At 49.1% G+C, this 16,143-nt stretch carries 15 protein-coding genes; 1 reads left to right on the forward strand and 14 read right to left on the reverse strand.

All coding sequences use genetic code 11. The features are described 5' to 3' along the window. Positions 1-297: 297 nt before the first annotated feature. The 14 genes from D328_RS0125840 to gpr form a co-directional block, all read right to left on the reverse strand. A complete protein-coding gene (locus D328_RS0125840; protein ID WP_018887944.1) occupies positions 298-996 on the reverse strand; it encodes a site-2 protease family protein in 699 nt (232 codons plus the stop codon). Positions 997-999: 3 nt separating this feature from the next. Then, entirely contained in the window at positions 1,000-1,965 is a 966-nt protein-coding gene (prmA, locus tag D328_RS0125845) for a 50S ribosomal protein L11 methyltransferase (RefSeq protein WP_018887945.1), read from the reverse strand. Positions 1,966-2,111: 146 nt separating this feature from the next. Then, positions 2,112-2,309 carry a YfhD family protein gene (locus D328_RS0125850; protein ID WP_018887946.1) on the reverse strand — a complete coding sequence of 66 codons (198 nt, stop codon included), beginning with the start codon at positions 2,307-2,309 and terminating at the stop codon, positions 2,112-2,114. Positions 2,310-2,358: 49 nt separating this feature from the next. After that, positions 2,359-2,730, reverse strand: coding sequence for a hypothetical protein (locus tag D328_RS0125855; protein ID WP_018887947.1), 372 nt, complete (start codon positions 2,728-2,730; stop codon positions 2,359-2,361). A gap of 361 nt (positions 2,731-3,091) precedes the next feature. Further along, on the reverse strand, positions 3,092-4,219 hold the full coding sequence (gene dnaJ / locus D328_RS0125860) for a molecular chaperone DnaJ (RefSeq protein WP_025681382.1): 1,128 nt from the start codon (positions 4,217-4,219) through the stop codon (positions 3,092-3,094). Positions 4,220-4,446: 227 nt separating this feature from the next. After that, positions 4,447-6,288, reverse strand: coding sequence for a molecular chaperone DnaK (gene dnaK, locus D328_RS0125865; protein ID WP_018887949.1), 1,842 nt, complete (start codon positions 6,286-6,288; stop codon positions 4,447-4,449). A gap of 77 nt (positions 6,289-6,365) precedes the next feature. After that, positions 6,366-6,959: a nucleotide exchange factor GrpE gene (gene grpE, locus D328_RS0125870; protein WP_018887950.1), complete on the reverse strand. Its 594-nt coding sequence runs from the start codon at positions 6,957-6,959 to the stop codon at positions 6,366-6,368. Between the two features lie 61 nt (positions 6,960-7,020). Further along, positions 7,021-8,052: a heat-inducible transcriptional repressor HrcA gene (gene hrcA, locus D328_RS0125875; protein ID WP_018887951.1), complete on the reverse strand. Its 1,032-nt coding sequence runs from the start codon at positions 8,050-8,052 to the stop codon at positions 7,021-7,023. A 155-nt stretch (positions 8,053-8,207) separates the two neighbouring features. After that, the gene (locus tag D328_RS0125880) at positions 8,208-8,684 is read right to left on the reverse strand and encodes an N-acetyltransferase (protein ID WP_018887952.1); all 477 of its coding nucleotides are present in this window, start codon (positions 8,682-8,684) and stop codon (positions 8,208-8,210) included. Positions 8,685-8,925: 241 nt separating this feature from the next. Further along, positions 8,926-10,116 carry a radical SAM family heme chaperone HemW gene (hemW, locus tag D328_RS0125885; protein WP_018887953.1) on the reverse strand — a complete coding sequence of 397 codons (1,191 nt, stop codon included), beginning with the start codon at positions 10,114-10,116 and terminating at the stop codon, positions 8,926-8,928. Positions 10,117-10,210: 94 nt separating this feature from the next. Continuing rightward, positions 10,211-12,025, reverse strand: a complete 1,815-nt coding sequence (gene lepA / locus D328_RS0125890; RefSeq protein WP_018887954.1) for a translation elongation factor 4 — start codon at positions 12,023-12,025, stop codon at positions 10,211-10,213. A gap of 83 nt (positions 12,026-12,108) precedes the next feature. Then, on the reverse strand, positions 12,109-12,555 hold the full coding sequence (locus D328_RS0125895; protein ID WP_018887955.1) for a hypothetical protein: 447 nt from the start codon (positions 12,553-12,555) through the stop codon (positions 12,109-12,111). A 147-nt stretch (positions 12,556-12,702) separates the two neighbouring features. Beyond that, positions 12,703-14,010: a stage II sporulation protein P gene (locus D328_RS0125900; protein WP_018887956.1), complete on the reverse strand. Its 1,308-nt coding sequence runs from the start codon at positions 14,008-14,010 to the stop codon at positions 12,703-12,705. 190 nt (positions 14,011-14,200) lie between these two features. Continuing rightward, the gene (gene gpr / locus D328_RS0125905; protein ID WP_018887957.1) at positions 14,201-15,196 is read right to left on the reverse strand and encodes a GPR endopeptidase; all 996 of its coding nucleotides are present in this window, start codon (positions 15,194-15,196) and stop codon (positions 14,201-14,203) included. Between the two features lie 317 nt (positions 15,197-15,513). Between gpr and D328_RS0125910 the strand changes: the two genes are divergently transcribed. After that, positions 15,514-16,116, forward strand: coding sequence for an FmdB family zinc ribbon protein (locus tag D328_RS0125910; RefSeq protein ID WP_018887958.1), 603 nt, complete (start codon positions 15,514-15,516; stop codon positions 16,114-16,116). The last annotated feature ends 27 nt before the right edge of the window (positions 16,117-16,143 follow it).

A 16,143-nucleotide genomic window follows, 5' to 3' on the forward strand; every position in this document is an offset into this window, starting at 1 on the left:
CTGTTGTCCCAAGTTCTGCACAGCTTCCTTGGCCTTCGTCCATTGTCACGAGACTCGGCTCCCTCTTTTCCCCTTCGCAGGTCCTTTTTGACGACGCGGCAGGATTCACTTGATGTTGCGGCCTGGGTTGTCGCTCGCCCGGTCTCTGACCGGTACTTTTGTCGATGCGCTTTTACACACAGATTTCACCATGCGCAAGCATCCTAGCTACAAGGGTGGCTTGGCCCCTCCCTTGGTTGGACTTTCACCAACTAGATAATGCGTGCCTCTGGGCACGCCAACAAAAAAAGGGAGCCGTTAGGCTCCCCCTACTCCAAACAACATGATGGCAAATCTGAAAAATTGATCGGCAATCACGTTAATCATGGAATACAGTGGGTCAATCGTAAAGGCGCGCACAGGTGGCAGCACCAGAATTAGCAGAAAAATAAAAATAGAGTATTGCTCGAACTGCTGCAATCGGCGACGCAGCGGCCCAGGGGCCACATCCTCCAGAATCCGGTATCCATCCAGTGGTGGCAGTGGAATCAGATTGAACAGGAACAGAAGGATATTCAGCGTCACCATATAATTAACAAAAATGCGAATCGCCTCAAAAGCATTCGGATTAGCTTCACTAATCGTCGACCATAGCCCAGTGGCTGCAAGTCCTACATAGAGCAGTGTAGTCACAAAGGCCAGTAACAGGTTACTTAACGGTCCAGCAGCGGAGACCACGATCCCCATGAGCCGGGGATTACTGAAGTTGTCGCGATTAACCGGGACAGGCTTTGCCCAGCCAAAGCCCGCAATAACGAGCAGTAGCGTCCCTAGTACATCCAGATGCACTGCCGGATTGAGCGATACCCGCCCCAGGAGGCGGGCCGTCGGGTCTCCGAATTTATTCGCAAAATAGGCGTGCGAGAACTCGTGAATCGTAAATGCAAACATGAGTGTCAGCAGTACGAATGGCAATTCGGTCAATGAGAACCTGAATATGGAATTCAAGAAATCCATGGATTACCCCTTTCTCGCTACGAACGCAATCCAGTCCTCGTCCCGGTGCTTATCCTCGATCTGGAAGCCAGCTGCAACCAGCGCTTCCTCAACGACCTGCTCCTTGTTCTTCCAGATCCCTGAAGCAATGTATACACCGCCTGGAACGAGCGCTTGGTACACATCGTCAATGAACAACAGAATGATCTCAGCCAAAATATTCGCGACGACAACCTGAACCGGGAGCTTGACACCAAGCGACGGATCTTGACCATCCAAGACAGACAGTAGGTCGCTTTCCTTAACTGTAATCTGCTTCTCCAGCCCGTTCAAGCTAGTATTCGCCAGTGCACTTGACACCGCTACAGGATCAAGATCCAAGGCTAATACGTGCTTGGCACCGAGCTTCACTGCACCGATAGATAGAATACCGGAGCCTGTACCGACATCAATGACCTCTTCGCCACCTTTGATGACCGACTCCAGCGTACGCAGACACAGAGATGTGGTAGGATGTGTCCCTGTTCCGAAGGCCATACCCGGGTCCAGCTCGATAATCTGCTCGTTGCTACCAGTTGGCTCGTAGTTCTCCCATGTTGGTTTAATGGTCAGACGTTCTGATACACGCTGTGGCTTAAAGTACTGCTTCCAGGCGTCAGCCCAGTCATCTTCATTCACGGTCTGTTGCTCGAAGCGATACTCCCCAGGATCAATATCGAATGTTCTCAGTTCTTCAATTCGTGGTACAAGCTCTCCCTGAATATCATTCAAATCTGTCTCTTCAGCGAAGTAACCCTTAATGACAGCCTGCCCCTCAGGAATATCGTTCAGCGGTCTTTCGTACCACTGTCCAAAGGAAGTATCACGCTCTTTGTTCAGCGTCCCCGATTCTTCAATGGATACCCCCCCAGCTCCGGCTTCATGCAAAAAGTTGGAGATCATCTCCACCGCTTCTTCTGTTGTATGTATGGTTAATTCATGCCATAACATGTAGTTCTACTCCTCCTCATTTAACAAGCATCCATAGTATTGTACTATACTTGCTGTCCCTAGCACAAAAAAAGAGAGGACTGCTTATGGTGCAGCCCTCTCTAGCCCTGTCCCTCATCAATCCTTCAAGCCCTCGTTGTAGCATTCTAGAGATCGCTGAGCTCAGGTTTGTTCATAATGCGATCCTGTCTGCGGTCTGCCGCCTCACTACGACGAAGTGCTTCGACATCATCATGATCGGCCAGCTCTGCCGAGAATTCTACGTCCTCATTCTTCGCGGACTGTAGTTTCTTCAGTTTGTCAGTCTTGGTTAGTACTCTGTCATGACGTTTATTTCTGGACATGAAGCAGCCTCCTTCGAGATGGAATGTAAATTTTCCTGATTTTATTTTCCTAAACCATGCCTCCGGCTTGTTCAACGATCTGCAATGCCTGGTGATGAATGGACTCATCGACGACGGCCGTTAGCAAAATATCCTTCCCTGTCGGTCCTCCCTGGCCGCCGTCACTCATCCCGCTCGCCGTAATATCAGCTGCAGCAAGAATGGATGAGGAGCTTCCGTAAAAATCGGCACCTGATGTTAAAGAGGACAGGCTACTTACTTTCCCGGAAAAGACAGGAATACCTGAGCTCATACCTGCGCCTGGATAACGACTGAACCGGTCAATGGACATATCGACGACTCGCAGTGCCTTCAGCTTGTTAGCCGCCTCCTGCGCCTGTTCGGGTGTGTTGAAGTATGCTAGAATGTTTTTCTCGCTCACAAGCCATCCCTCTTCCTGTAATGTCCGACAGTTCATTTATGCCCTAGTACAACGCGAGCATAGCACCACCAAATGCAATCATACTGCGTGTAATCTTTTCGAAGTAAAATTGCAGAATGCGTAGGTCCTAGCTTCTGTAGTGCTGAGCCCCTGCCGCCTCACTTTAGGGTGTGCACGGCATCGTTTCTTATGCATGGATGCTTGTCTTATACGCTGTAACGCAATAAGCCAGATCACTGCATCCTTTAACGGATCACAGCAATCTGGCTTATTCACATATCTATTTATTTGTACTCATTAAAGTCATACACACAGTAACAGTACTTTAGAGCACTACAACGATCGCCTTCAATGACGAGCCTTAATCTCCACGGAATGCGCGCTTCACCCGGTCAAAAAAGGATTGTTCATTCTCGTGTGTCTGCTCTCCACTTAAGGAACCGAACTGACGAAGGAGATCCTTCTGCTCATCGCTAAGCTTGCTTGGTGTCACTACGACTACCTTGATATGCTGGTCACCCTGACCGACACCACGGAGTCTTGGCACACCCTTGCCCTTTAAGCGGAAGTACGTTCCAGTCTGTGTTCCGGCAGGAACCTTAAGCTTGACCTTCTCCGTCAGCGTCGGAATCTCGATCTCATCCCCGAGCGCCGCCTGGGCAAAAGTCAACGGAATCTCACAGTATATATCGTCGCCCTCTCGCTCGAAGAAATCATGCGATTTTACGCGAATAACGATATACAGGTCACCAGCTGGGCCACCACGCAATCCGCCTTCCCCTTCACCTGTCATACGTAGCTGTGCACCGTCGTCTACTCCCGCAGGAATGCGAACATGTATAGTGCGTTGCTTACGGACTTTACCGCTGCCGCTGCATGTCGAGCATTTGTCTTTGATGATCTTGCCTGTGCCGCTACAGTTGGAGCAAGCACGACGATTCACCATGCGACCGAACGGCGTGTTTTGCACAACCTCTTCCTGTCCTGTGCCACGGCAGACCGAGCACGTCTCAGGATGAGTTCCCGGCTTCGCACCTGAGCCATGACAGGTATCACAGCTTTCGGTTCTAGGGATCGTAATATCTGTCTCCTTGCCGAAGACGGCTTCCTTAAATTCAATCGTCATGTTGTACTGCAGATCATTTCCCCGCTGTGGTGCGTTCGGGTCACGACGACCACCGCCGTTGCCACCGAAGAACATATCGAAGATATCCCCGAAGCCACCAAAATCACCACCGCCAGAAAATCCGCCGCCCATTCCCTGGTTAGGATCTACATGCCCGTATTGATCATAGCGCGCTCGCTTCTGACCATCGCTAAGCACATCATAGGCTTCCTTGACTTCCTTGAACTTATTCTCGGCATCCGGTGCTTTGTTGACATCAGGATGATATTGACGGGCCAGCTTGCGGTACGCTTTTTTGATTTCGTCCTCGCCGGCGCTTTTATTTACACCAAGCACCTCATAGTAATCACGCTTGTCAGCCAACATTCCACCCCCATCCTAACGCACTGATTGGCTAACCCATGTATGGCATGGAAAAAGCAAAGTCAAAGCACGGGAGGTCCCGGCTTTGACCTTTCCATCATGACATGGCTGCTCAGCACGTTATATTTATGCATTCGGCATGATGCGACAATTGTATGTGTTCACGAGCTTCCTGTGAAGTTAACGCTCACGCCCTTTTGTTCATCATGCCATTTTTTAATTGTAGCTTACTTCTTATCCTGATCATCATTAACGACTTCATAGTCTGCGTCTACGACATTATCGCGAGCAGCACCTTCGGAGGATGCGCCACCCTCAGCAGCTTGCTGTGCTTGTGCTGCTTGCTCATAGAGCTTCACGGACAGCTGTTGCACGATTTCTGTCAATTCTTCTGTTGCAGCCTTGATGTCGTCAACATTGTCGGTTTCGAGTGTTTTTTGCAGCTTGTCTTTGGCTGCATTTGCCTTCTCGATCTCGGAAGCATCGACCTTATCGCCAAGATCCTTGACTGTCTTGTCTACTTGATAGATCAATTGGTCTGCGGAGTTCTTCGCCTCAACAAGCTCCTTGCGCTTCTTGTCTTCTTCCGCATGCAACTCGGCATCCTTCATCATGCGTTCAACTTCCTCGTCGCTCAGACCGCTGGAAGAAGTAATCGTGATTTTTTGGCTCTTGCCTGTTCCCTTATCCGTTGCAGATACGTTCACAATACCGTTGGCATCGAGATCGAAGGTAACTTCAATCTGCGGAACACCACGTGGTGCTGGAGGGATGTCTCCCAATTGGAAGCGACCCAGAGTCTTATTGCCAGCAGCCATCTCGCGCTCACCTTGCAGGACATGAATCTCTACGCTTGGCTGGTTGTCCGCATAAGTAGAGAACACCTGAGACTTGCTTGTAGGGATTGTTGTATTGCGGTCAATCATCTTCGTGAATACGCCGCCTGCAGTCTCGATACCAAGGGACAGAGGTGTCACGTCGAGCAGGACAACATCCTTAACGTCACCAGTCAATACGCCAGCTTGAACAGCCGCACCCAGAGCTACAACCTCATCCGGGTTAACGCCTTTATGTGGCTCTTTACCTGTCAGCTTCTTGATTGCCTCTTGCACAGCAGGAATACGAGTGGAACCACCAACCAGAACGATCTTGTCGATCTCACTAGCATTCAAGCCGGAATCGCTCAATGCTTGACGAGTAGGGCCTAGTGTGCGCTCAACAAGATTCGCGGACAGCTCTTCGAATTTCGCACGAGTAAGGCTCAGCTCCAAGTGCTGTGGCACGCCGTCTACTACTGTAATGAACGGCAAAGAGATCGTTGTCGTGAGTACTCCGGACAATTCCTTCTTCGCTTTCTCAGCAGCATCCTTCAGACGTTGGACAGCTGCTTTATCCTTGCTCAGATCAATACCTTGATCCTTTTTAAATTCACTTACGAGGTAGTCGATGATTACTTGGTCAAAGTCATCTCCACCCAGTTGGTTGTCACCACTGGTCGCCTTAACTTCGAAGAAGCCATCTCCAAGCTCGAGAATAGATACGTCAAACGTACCGCCACCCAGGTCATATACCAGGATAGTCTGATCTTCGGATTTCTCCATACCGTATGCCAATGCAGCTGCTGTAGGCTCATTGACGATCCGCAATACTTCGAGACCAGCGATCTTGCCTGCATCTTTTGTTGCTTGACGCTGACTGTCATTGAAATAAGCTGGTACAGTAATAACCGCTTGGGTTACTGTCTGACCCAAATATGCTTCCGCATCAGCCTTCAGCTTTTGCAGAATCATTGCGGAGATTTCTTGTGGAGAATACTCTTTGTCTTCAATCTTCTCCTTATGGTTGGAACCCATGTGACGCTTGATGGAGCTAATTGTACGGTCTGGGTTGGTGATCGCCTGACGCTTTGCAGTCTCACCTACGATCCGCTCGCCGTCCTTCTTAAAGCCAACTACCGAGGGAGTTGTGCGGGCGCCTTCCGGATTTGGAATAACGACTGCCTCGCCGCCTTCCATGACAGCTACACAAGAGTTGGTAGTTCCCAAGTCAATACCGATTACTTTACTCACAAGAATATCCTCCTTCTATAAGTACCATTGGTCTTCTGACCGTAGTTTTGTAATTCATCTATGGAATCAAGTAAGTATTACATGCTAACCTTCACCATCGCAGGGCGAAGTACTTTATCCTTCAGCATGTAGCCCTTCTGTACCTCTTCAACAACAATGCCTTCCTCATGCTCATCACTTTCGACCTGCATGATGGCCTGATGAAACTCTGGATTAAATGGCTGCCCTACAGCCTCCATCGCACGTACACCCTCTGCTGTGAGGACGCTCTCCAGTTGACGGAAGATCATACTTACACCCTTCGTGAAGGATTCTCCTTCATCGGATTGCGGAGCACTAGCCAGTGCACGCTCAAAATTGTCTAGGACCGGTACCAACTCGGTAACCAGCTTCATAGATGCGTACTTCGCAAGCTCTTCCTTCTCCTTCTGGGTACGGCGGCGGAAGTTGTCGAAATCCGCTTGCGTACGAAGGAGACGTTGCTGCTGCTCTTCCAGTTCGGCGGCTAGACGACTCTCTGCGCCAGCTGTCTCAGCTGCAGGCTCCTCTTGTTGAGCGGCTTCCTGCTCTTGTGCTTGCACATCTTCGTTAACCGTTTCTGCAGCAGTTGCAGAAGCTTGCTCCTCAGTATTCACTGCCTCTTCCCCTTGAAACGTTTGATTGTCTTTCAAGATGTTTCACCTCCTTCGATCAATTGCTGCGAGTAAGAATTCAATCATTGTACGGTTACTGTCATTTGAAGCGTTGACTCAACATATGGGTAAGATCCTTGGAGAGTATACCCAGAATATTAATGACTCTGGCATATTCCATCCGTGTCGGGCCCAGAATGCCAATCGTGCCAAGAGCTTCCCCATCTATAGCATAGGTAGCCGTAATGAGGCTACAATTGGAAAAGGCCTCGTGATGATTCTCCGTGCCAATTCGCACCTGAATGTCTGGAGCACCCATGACAGGGGTCATCATTTTCAGGAGCGTAGGAGTCTCCTCCAGTAAATCCAGAATATCCTTCACCTTGTCTACATCCCTGAATTCAGGCTGTGTCAGCATATTCGTGGCACCACTCAGATATAGACGCTGATCACTCTCGTTCTCAAGTGTCTTATCCAGCACATCAATGACGTTCTCGATCTGGGAGATATGACGCTCCATCTCCTGGCCGAGCACTGTGTGCATTCGTGTCTTCAACTGGTAAATGGGCGCGCCCGCCAGCTTGGCGTTCAGCATGTTGACGATATTTTGCATATCCGAGAAGGACACACCCTCCGGTATCGAGATCGTCTTATTCTCCACTTGGCCAGTGTTAGTCACGATAATGGCCACCGCTGAATCCTCATTAAGGGGCAACAGCTGAAAATGGCGCAACGAAGTATGAAAAACCTCCGGTCCCAGCAGGATGGAAGTGTAGTTCGTCATATGCGACAGAACATTGGATGCATGCTGGATAACCTGCTCCATAGCATTTAGTTTTTGTGCATAAAAAGCCTTCAGCTCTCTCATCTCTGCAGATGCAAGCTTGCTGAGCGGCACCAGATGATCCACATAATAGCGATATCCCTTATGTGAAGGAATCCGTCCGGCAGAGGTATGGGGCTGTTCCAGATAGCCCTGCTCTTCCAGGTCCGACATCTCGTTGCGGATGGTTGCCGGGCTGAAGCCGACATCTTCTCTCTTGGATATGCTGCGGGACCCCACCGGCTCAGCCGAACGAATATAGTCGTCAACTATAGCATTTAGTATTAACCTTTGACGCTCGGTCAACATGCGAGTTCCTCCCTTGCTGTCCAAATGATGTAATGTATTTTCTTCAAACCAAATACAATATCTGCATCCACAATCATCCATAATCATTAGCACTCACTCAACTTGAGTGCTAAGCGATAATACAAAAATACCAAACCGACCTGATTGTTGTCAAGTCAGTTCAGTACTTTGAGTACAGCTATTTCATCACAAGCATGCTGCTTGCTGCAATGGATGCAATCGGTCCACACTTTTTCAGGAAAGATATCCTTCGTCACTACCGCGAACCCGTTCTTAATGAAGAAAGACACCTCGTAGGTCAGAGCCATAATCTTGGGAATCCCCTGCTTCTTCGCCTCGACGATAAGCTGATCCACAATCTTGGAGCCGATGCCCATTCCCTTATGGCCTTCGGATATACCAAGCGAGCGAATTTCCACCAGATCTGTGCCCAGTCGGCAAAGAGACCCACAGCCAACCACTTCGCCATCAACCTCGGCCACCACGAAGTGTTCAAGTTGACGATGTAGTACCTCCCGTGATCGCGGAAGCATAATTCCTCGCTCTGCATATCCGCTAATCATCTGATATAAAGGTTCCACATCCTCGGGAACCGCACTCCGACATATGACCTGCTTGCACACCGATGACATCCGCTCTCCTCCTGACGCCTGCTGTAAGATACGAATAAATATACAACATGACGTATAGAATTGCAAGCGAGGAATTAGATGTTTTTTTGAATCCATACAACATCAAGCTATGAAGGTTATGCAGCACCTTACAGCCCAATACACCTGCCTTTACACGCACATGGCATAAGCATGTGGCAGTACTCTCGGCAGACTGAATTCCAGTTAATCCATTTCGCATACTTCTATATAATCTGTTTAATTATACGCTCTGCGTCTTGGAGGCAGCACCGATGAACTCAGCAAATACATCATTGCCAAAAAGGATGCCCTGTGCGCTCAGGCGGTATCCGTCTGTAATCGGCTCCAGCAGACCTCTTTGCAGCATTTTTTGGAGGGAAGCAGAGAACACCTCATCCATGGATTGACCAAATTGTTGCTGAAAACGACTTATTGAAGCTCCTTCATGCATCCTCAGGCCCACCATCATGAAATCCTCCATAGCCTCTTCCATATCAATATCGACGCTATCCAGTCGTGGCAGCCGCTGCATTGCAGCTTCATTATAGGCATTAACTCCCTTAATGTTGATATGACGCAGGCCTGCCGCATAACCATGCGCACCAGCTCCCAGACCATAATATGGCTCATTGCGCCAATATGTCATGTTATGTCTGCTCTCATAGCCTGGCTTGGCAAAATTACTGATCTCATACTGCATGTATCCGGCTGCCTTCATCCGATCCATAAGCAGCTGATACATCTGGAGCTCGTCATCCTCATGCGGGAGCGGTAGTTGGTTCTTCTGAAAGAGCGTATGGAAGAGGGTATTCTCCTCCACCTTGAGGCTGTAGATCGAATAATGTGGCAGGCCAAGCTCAAGAGCCTTGGTCACACTTTCGTCCAGCATATCCACCGTCTGATTCGGCAGGCCGAACATGAGATCAATGGACAGATTGTTCAAGCCGACCTTCTGGGCATTCTCAAGACTGCGGTAGACATCATCCGTATTATGAATACGTCCTATACCTGATAGCAGCTGATTCTGGAATGCCTGCACCCCGAAGCTGACACGGTTTACACCGCCTTCCTTCATGACTCCGAGCTTCTCCAGGTCTGTAGTACCCGGGTTAGCCTCCATAGAGAATTCAATATCCTCGGCCCAATTCGGGAAATAAGTCCGAACCGATTTCAAGAAATAATCCATCTCGCTAGGTGTAAGCACCGTCGGTGTGCCGCCACCTACGAAGATGGTCTTGATGGTCCCTGGCGGGTGCAGTTGTACCGTCTGCTCCATTTCGCGCTCCAGCGCTCGCAGATAATCCATGACAGGCTGGTCCTTCAGGACGTAGGAATTGAAATCACAGTAAAAACATTTATTCGTGCAAAAAGGGATATGAATATACACGGCCTGCGGTGCAGACGCATGCTGTCCCTGTTCAAAAGCTGACATATTGTTCACTCCTGCTGAACCAGACTCCGCCAATCAAGAATCGGCCCGTATATTTGGAAAGGGAAAGCCTGAAGGCTTTCCCTTGGTATATTGGCTACTCATCAATTTTCAGTACGGCCATGAAGGCTTCCTGAGGTACCTCTACATTACCGACCTGCTTCATCCGCTTCTTGCCTTCCTTCTGCTTCTCAAGCAGCTTACGCTTACGGGAGATGTCACCACCATAACACTTGGCAAGTACGTTCTTCCGCATCGCCTTAACCGTCTCCCGGGCAACAACCTTCGTACCCACAGAAGCCTGAATCGGCACTTCGAACATCTGACGTGGAATGAGCTCACGCAACTTCTCACAAATAATGCGTCCGCGATGATATGCACGTTCACGGTGCACAATGAAGGACAACGCATCCACTTGCTCTCCATTCAGGAGGATGTCCATTTTGACCAGATTGGACTGGCGATAGCCTGATAGCTCATAGTCAAAGGAAGCGTACCCCTTCGTGCTTGATTTCAGCTGATCAAAGAAATCGTAGACGATCTCGGATAGTGGAATCTCGTATGTGATCGTAACACGAGTTGTATCCAGGTACTCCATGTTCACATACTCACCACGCTTGGACTGACACAGCTCCATAACTGTTCCAACATAATCGTTAGGAACGATGATTCCCGCCTTCACGTACGGCTCCTCAACATAATCAATACGCCCAATCTCTGGATAATTCGAAGGATTATCAATCTGAATCATCGAGCCGTCCGTCAATTGAATTCGATAGATAACGCTCGGTGCCGTCGTAATAAGAGGAATATTGAATTCCCGTTCGATCCGCTCCTGAATGACATCCATATGCAGGAGGCCAAGGAAGCCACAGCGGAAGCCGAAGCCCAGGGCGCTGGAGGTCTCTGGCTCAAAGCTCAGGGAAGCATCATTCAACTGCAGCTTCTCCAACGCTTCACGCAAATCATTGTAGTCTGAGGTCTCGATTGGATACAATCCGCAATACACCATCGGATTGATCTTACGGTAGCCTGGCATCGGCTCGATAGCCGGATTCTTGGCATCGGTGACCGTATCCCCGACACGCGTATCACCAACATGCTTGATTCCAGCCACGATGAAGCCAACATCACCGACATTCAGCTCGTCCACAATACTCATACGTGGCTTGAAGGCACCGACCTCAATAACTTCGAAGGTTTTGTCCGTTGCCATCATTTTAATCTTGGAACCCGCTTTAATCTTTCCATCAACTACCCGCACATACACAATTACACCCTTGTACGGGTCATAGTGTGAGTCAAAGATCAACGCCTTCAGCGGTGCATCAGGATTCCCTTGCGGAGCAGGGATTGACTTTACAACTTGCTCCAGAATCTCCTTGATCCCAATCCCTGCCTTAGCAGATGCCAGAACTGCCTCGCTCGTATCGAGGCCAATAACGTCCTCAACTTCCTGCTTTACCCGGTCAGGGTCCGCACTAGGGAGGTCAATCTTGTTAATGACTGGCAGAATCTCTAGATCATTATCCAACGCCAGATACACATTTGCGAGCGTCTGAGCCTCGATCCCCTGAGCCGCATCAACTACGAGCAGAGCACCCTCACAAGCCGCAAGGCTACGGGATACCTCATACGTAAAATCGACGTGTCCTGGTGTATCGATCAGATTCAGGATATATTCCTCTCCGTTATCTGCCTTATAAGTTAGACGTACCGCCTGCAGCTTGATTGTGATGCCGCGTTCGCGCTCCAGATCCATCTGGTCGAGCACCTGTTCCTGCATTTCACGAGAGGTCAGAGCACCCGTATACTCAAGAATACGGTCCGCCAAGGTTGATTTTCCATGGTCTATATGTGCAATGATACAAAAGTTTCGTATTTTCTGCTGTCTTGCCAAAATGTCTGTCATGCCTTACCCCCACACCACCTAGTGTCAATCGCTTCATTATACCAGTTGAAGAGTAAGGCTTCAATATGAACAGCTCAAGGCTTCTATTCCGTCACTCCTTCGAACATGGAGACGACCAGATGAATTCCTTTCTTGGACAGCTTTTGCAGGAGGCCTGCGGTCTTATCCGCCATGACATCAACCGAGGCTTGCTTGCTCTTCGTGGCAGGAACGAGTGGAACAGCCTTCTCCTCTGTTAGGCTCGCTTCAGCTATCGTCTGCTTAATCGGTACCTGTGGTTGCATCGCCAATGATTGCTCCGTCGTCTGCGTTATCGGCTGCGACTGCCCCCGTGCTGCTTCCGTTGCGTTTGGAGCTGTCTGGGTGATCACTGTCTGACTCATGGTACCTTGTTCCCGAGCAGACTCTGGCTGGTCCCATGTAGGTCCGTATACCGTGCGCATCCCCGATCCAGCCAATTGCATCCCGAGCAGCATGCCCATGCCAACCAGACAGGTAAATACGATAGCCTTGGTTCTGAAGCGAGCCATGATTATTTCCTCCCAACATAACTTTGCTTGTTTTTGAACAACCTCACTTGACATAGTGTAAATATGCTGATGAATTTCAGCTTATGATTCCAAGCCATGAGGTTAAGTCATGAACCTAATATTATCCGCTCTATATCTATCTGCTCGTTAATGTTTGTCTGTTCCAGGCGCCTCTGGAAGAGGCTCGCTCGCTTTCACCGCGGCCTGATCCTCCCAATACACTTCTGCAATCGCATCGGCCAGCACCTCGGATGTGCGCTTTAGCTCTTCATCATTGTTATCAATGCCACCAACCTCCACCAGGATGCCATTGGGGGACAGGGATTGATTATATTCGCCGTTATTCCCTCCCCCTTTATCCTTGCCCCAGATTCCTCGTGAGAGGCCCGGATACTTTTGTTCGAGCTTCGCATGTATACGATTGGCAAATGCTTCATTTTGCCGCCAGTTCTTATTGTCATGACCGATGATAAAATAGAGCTTGGCATATCCCGTGCCATTAATCGTCGCAGTAGTCTTGGCATGGCGCTGTGAATCACGATGGATGTCAATCAGATAAGTAAGCTGCTTATTCATGCTCATCGCTTCCTTCACGGTCTGGCGTGAATATTTATAAGAATAATTCCAGTTGTAATCCTGGATTGTCGTCACATAATCCTCCTGAGCATGGAACGTACCAACCCCTTGCCGCTCCAGCCTTTTGGCTACATAGTCTCCCACTCTGTTTACTGTGGCCTTAGGGGAGGAGGAGTTCGGATTCGTACTTGCTGAGCTAAGCAGTGGGTTGTACGCTTCTCGCGGATGAGAATGGTAGATTAGTACTTCTTTCGTTACAGGGTCCTTTGTCTTGCTAGAGTCAATAGATGAAGGGTTCTTGACTGGGCCTGATCCATCTGCACCCTCTGTACCTCCGCCCGTGCCTTCTGGACCACCATCGCCAGCACCTGAACCACCTCCATCAGGACCAGCAGCTTCAGCATCCTCAGCATGTGACGAATCGACCAAGCCCGGATCTGGCTGATAATCCTCCGGTGCCTCCACCTGCAGATTCCCTGAGCCGGAGCGCAGCAGGACCGGATTGCCTGAAGCCATTCCAGGAATCTCCCTGGCAATAAGGCTTTTGGGATCCTGTGGATTTACACCGGTCAGCAATTGAAATGCAAATGTGCTTACTTGCTCTCCAGACAGGACGGATACCTTTTTATCTGCACTTAGATGGGGAATCTCCATACCTAGCATATCTGCAAAAAAATCAGAAGGAACTGACGACGCAAAGCCTTTCATAGACGAGACGGGAGAGGATTGAATGCGCTGCTCCACCAGTCCTCCGAGACCTAGCAGCACAAATAGCACGGCTGTACCAACCATTAGCGCAATCAGCGTCTGCCCCATACTCAAGATTCTCAACCCTGTACTCTTCCATTGTGCAACGTTCCAGATTTGATATTTGCTCATCTCAGGGATGTCCTCCTTCTTCCCATTTAAGCCCTACCAGGGAATCTCTCATACTTCAACTCTATGAACGAATGGAAGATACTAGAACAAAATAGGAGAAAAAAGACCACATTTTCTCCAGAGAGAAATGCGGTCCCTTGTGGCCTTGTGTCTTGATCGTTCATCAAATACGTAAGTAACACTCAACTACTCAATGCGTATAAGCGGCAACATTGCCAGGATCGACCGCTTCATGCAATGCGGCATTTAATCCCGTAGCTATAATATTGGATATGTCCTCAATGAACTTGTCCACTTCCTTGGGTGTCACGATCAGGTCATGCCCGAGCGGCTGTAAGACCTCCTTCACCAGCATGAGACGCTCCTGCTCGGAGATCTCGTCGAGCATACCTAGAATAGCCCGTTTCGTGTTAGCACCGAAATGAGACTTCATTAATTCAATGGAGTCATTCACGATGGTCGAAGCATAGCATACTGTTGGTACCCCAATGGCGATACATGGAATGCCCATGATGTCTTTCGTAATTCCTTTTCGCTTATTCCCAATACCAGAACCGGGATGAATGCCAATATCCGCAATCTGAATGGTCGTGTTGATCCGTTCCAGAGAACGGGAAGCAAGCGCATCAATTGCAATCACCAGATCAGGACGAGTACGTTCAACGATGCTTTGCACGATTTCACTGGATTCGATGCCTGTGATGCCCAGCACCCCTGGTGCAATGGCACTGACTTCGCGGTATCCGGGGCTGATCTGATCAGGCACCAATTCGAAATACTGCCGCGTGATCATGAGATTCTCAACTACAAGAGGCCCCAATGAATCCGGTGTGACATTCCAGTTACCGAGTCCAACCACCAACACCTTGCCCTTCGGTCCAATCCCAATCTTGGTCATGAATTGTTCCATCTCTCTAGCAAGCACCATAGATACCTGATCCTGAAGAGGTGTATCACCCTCCCGCAGTTTAGGGACCTCCAGCGTTACATAATGCCCCACGACCCGACCAATTTGACTGGCCCCTTCTTCATTCTCTACATCCAGCCTCGTAATTCGAATATCGTCTTCATTCTCCACCTGCTCCCAGACACCCGGTATAGACTGCTCACGGCCCTTGCCAGCCAGCTCTTTCGCTTCTATGGCCAAATCCGTCCGAACGGAGTATTTCTGCAAATCCAGCTCCATCATTATCCTCCTCTATACACATGTTCCTCTTATTGTGCTGGAGAGATGCCAACTTTATGCATCATTTATTAGACCACACATTAGACTACACATTAGACCGTTCATTAGAACATACATTAGGTCGTCTTCTGCTCCCACCCATACGTTTCTTGTTTTGAATAGCAGACTTTCTTATAATCTGAGGTACTAGGATAGTGCCTTGATCGAAACGTCAATCTTAACAGCGGTCGATAGGGATCACCCCGTGCAACAGCTCCATACTCAGATTTAATACGATCAAGGTACAAGGACAAAGATCTATAAGAAGGTGAGTCTTGTTGAAGCGATTTGAGGATGAAGTAGGCTTTAAATACAATTTCTATGTTATTCTCCGTCGGGGAGAGCAAGTGGATGTCAAATGCAGACAGTGTGATGGGCATGCGTACATTTTGAGCAAGAACGATCAATTGGAGTGGCGCTGCACACAGTGCTACACCCGACAAGTGGAGCAACCTTTATATCAGTATTATGCCAAGAAGGTCTGCACAAGCTGCGAGCGCTGGTTCAATGTACAAATAAAGGAAGAGAAACGTACCCTGCACAAATCGGCTCGTGTGCCCTGTCCTCATTGCGGATGGATTCAATTATGTGAGCTACACCGCAAGCCAGCGTATCAAGGATGTTACCCGGACATTCGAAATGGGCGCGATCCTATCTTTCATCTCGAATTATATTTTCTGGACTATGTGCGCGGCAAAGTCGTATGGGCCATGAATCGAGCTCATTTGAATTATCTAATCTCCTACGTGTCGGCGGATTTGCGGGTAAGGCGCTATGCTACGCCTCTCAGGACAGCATCTCACACCATACCTGCCTATATGAAACAAGCCAAGAATAGAGCTGATGTCGTTCGGACGTTGAAGAAGCTGCAATACAAATAAGAGCAACGTCAGCAATAACAGGACGTC

Source organism: Paenibacillus massiliensis 2301065 = DSM 16942 (assembly GCF_000377505.1).
GTDB lineage: Bacteria > Bacillota > Bacilli > Paenibacillales > Paenibacillaceae > Paenibacillus > Paenibacillus massiliensis.

Bases quoted from the DNA above. Each gene is read 5' to 3' on its own strand.
- D328_RS0125840 (WP_018887944.1), bottom strand. From the start codon at position 996: ATGGATTTCTTGAATTCCATATTCAGGTTCTCATTGACCGAATTGCCA.
- prmA (WP_018887945.1), bottom strand. From the start codon at position 1,965: ATGTTATGGCATGAATTAACCATACATACAACAGAAGAAGCGGTGGAG.
- D328_RS0125850 (WP_018887946.1), bottom strand. From the start codon at position 2,309: ATGTCCAGAAATAAACGTCATGACAGAGTACTAACCAAGACTGACAAA.
- hrcA (WP_018887951.1), bottom strand. From the start codon at position 8,052: ATGTTGACCGAGCGTCAAAGGTTAATACTAAATGCTATAGTTGACGAC.
- D328_RS0125880 (WP_018887952.1), bottom strand. From the start codon at position 8,684: ATGTCATCGGTGTGCAAGCAGGTCATATGTCGGAGTGCGGTTCCCGAG.
- hemW (WP_018887953.1), bottom strand. From the start codon at position 10,116: ATGTCAGCTTTTGAACAGGGACAGCATGCGTCTGCACCGCAGGCCGTG.
- lepA (WP_018887954.1), bottom strand. From the start codon at position 12,025: ATGACAGACATTTTGGCAAGACAGCAGAAAATACGAAACTTTTGTATC.
- D328_RS0125895 (WP_018887955.1), bottom strand. From the start codon at position 12,555: ATGGCTCGCTTCAGAACCAAGGCTATCGTATTTACCTGTCTGGTTGGC.
- D328_RS0125900 (WP_018887956.1), bottom strand. From the start codon at position 14,010: ATGAGCAAATATCAAATCTGGAACGTTGCACAATGGAAGAGTACAGGG.
- gpr (WP_018887957.1), bottom strand. From the start codon at position 15,196: ATGGAGCTGGATTTGCAGAAATACTCCGTTCGGACGGATTTGGCCATA.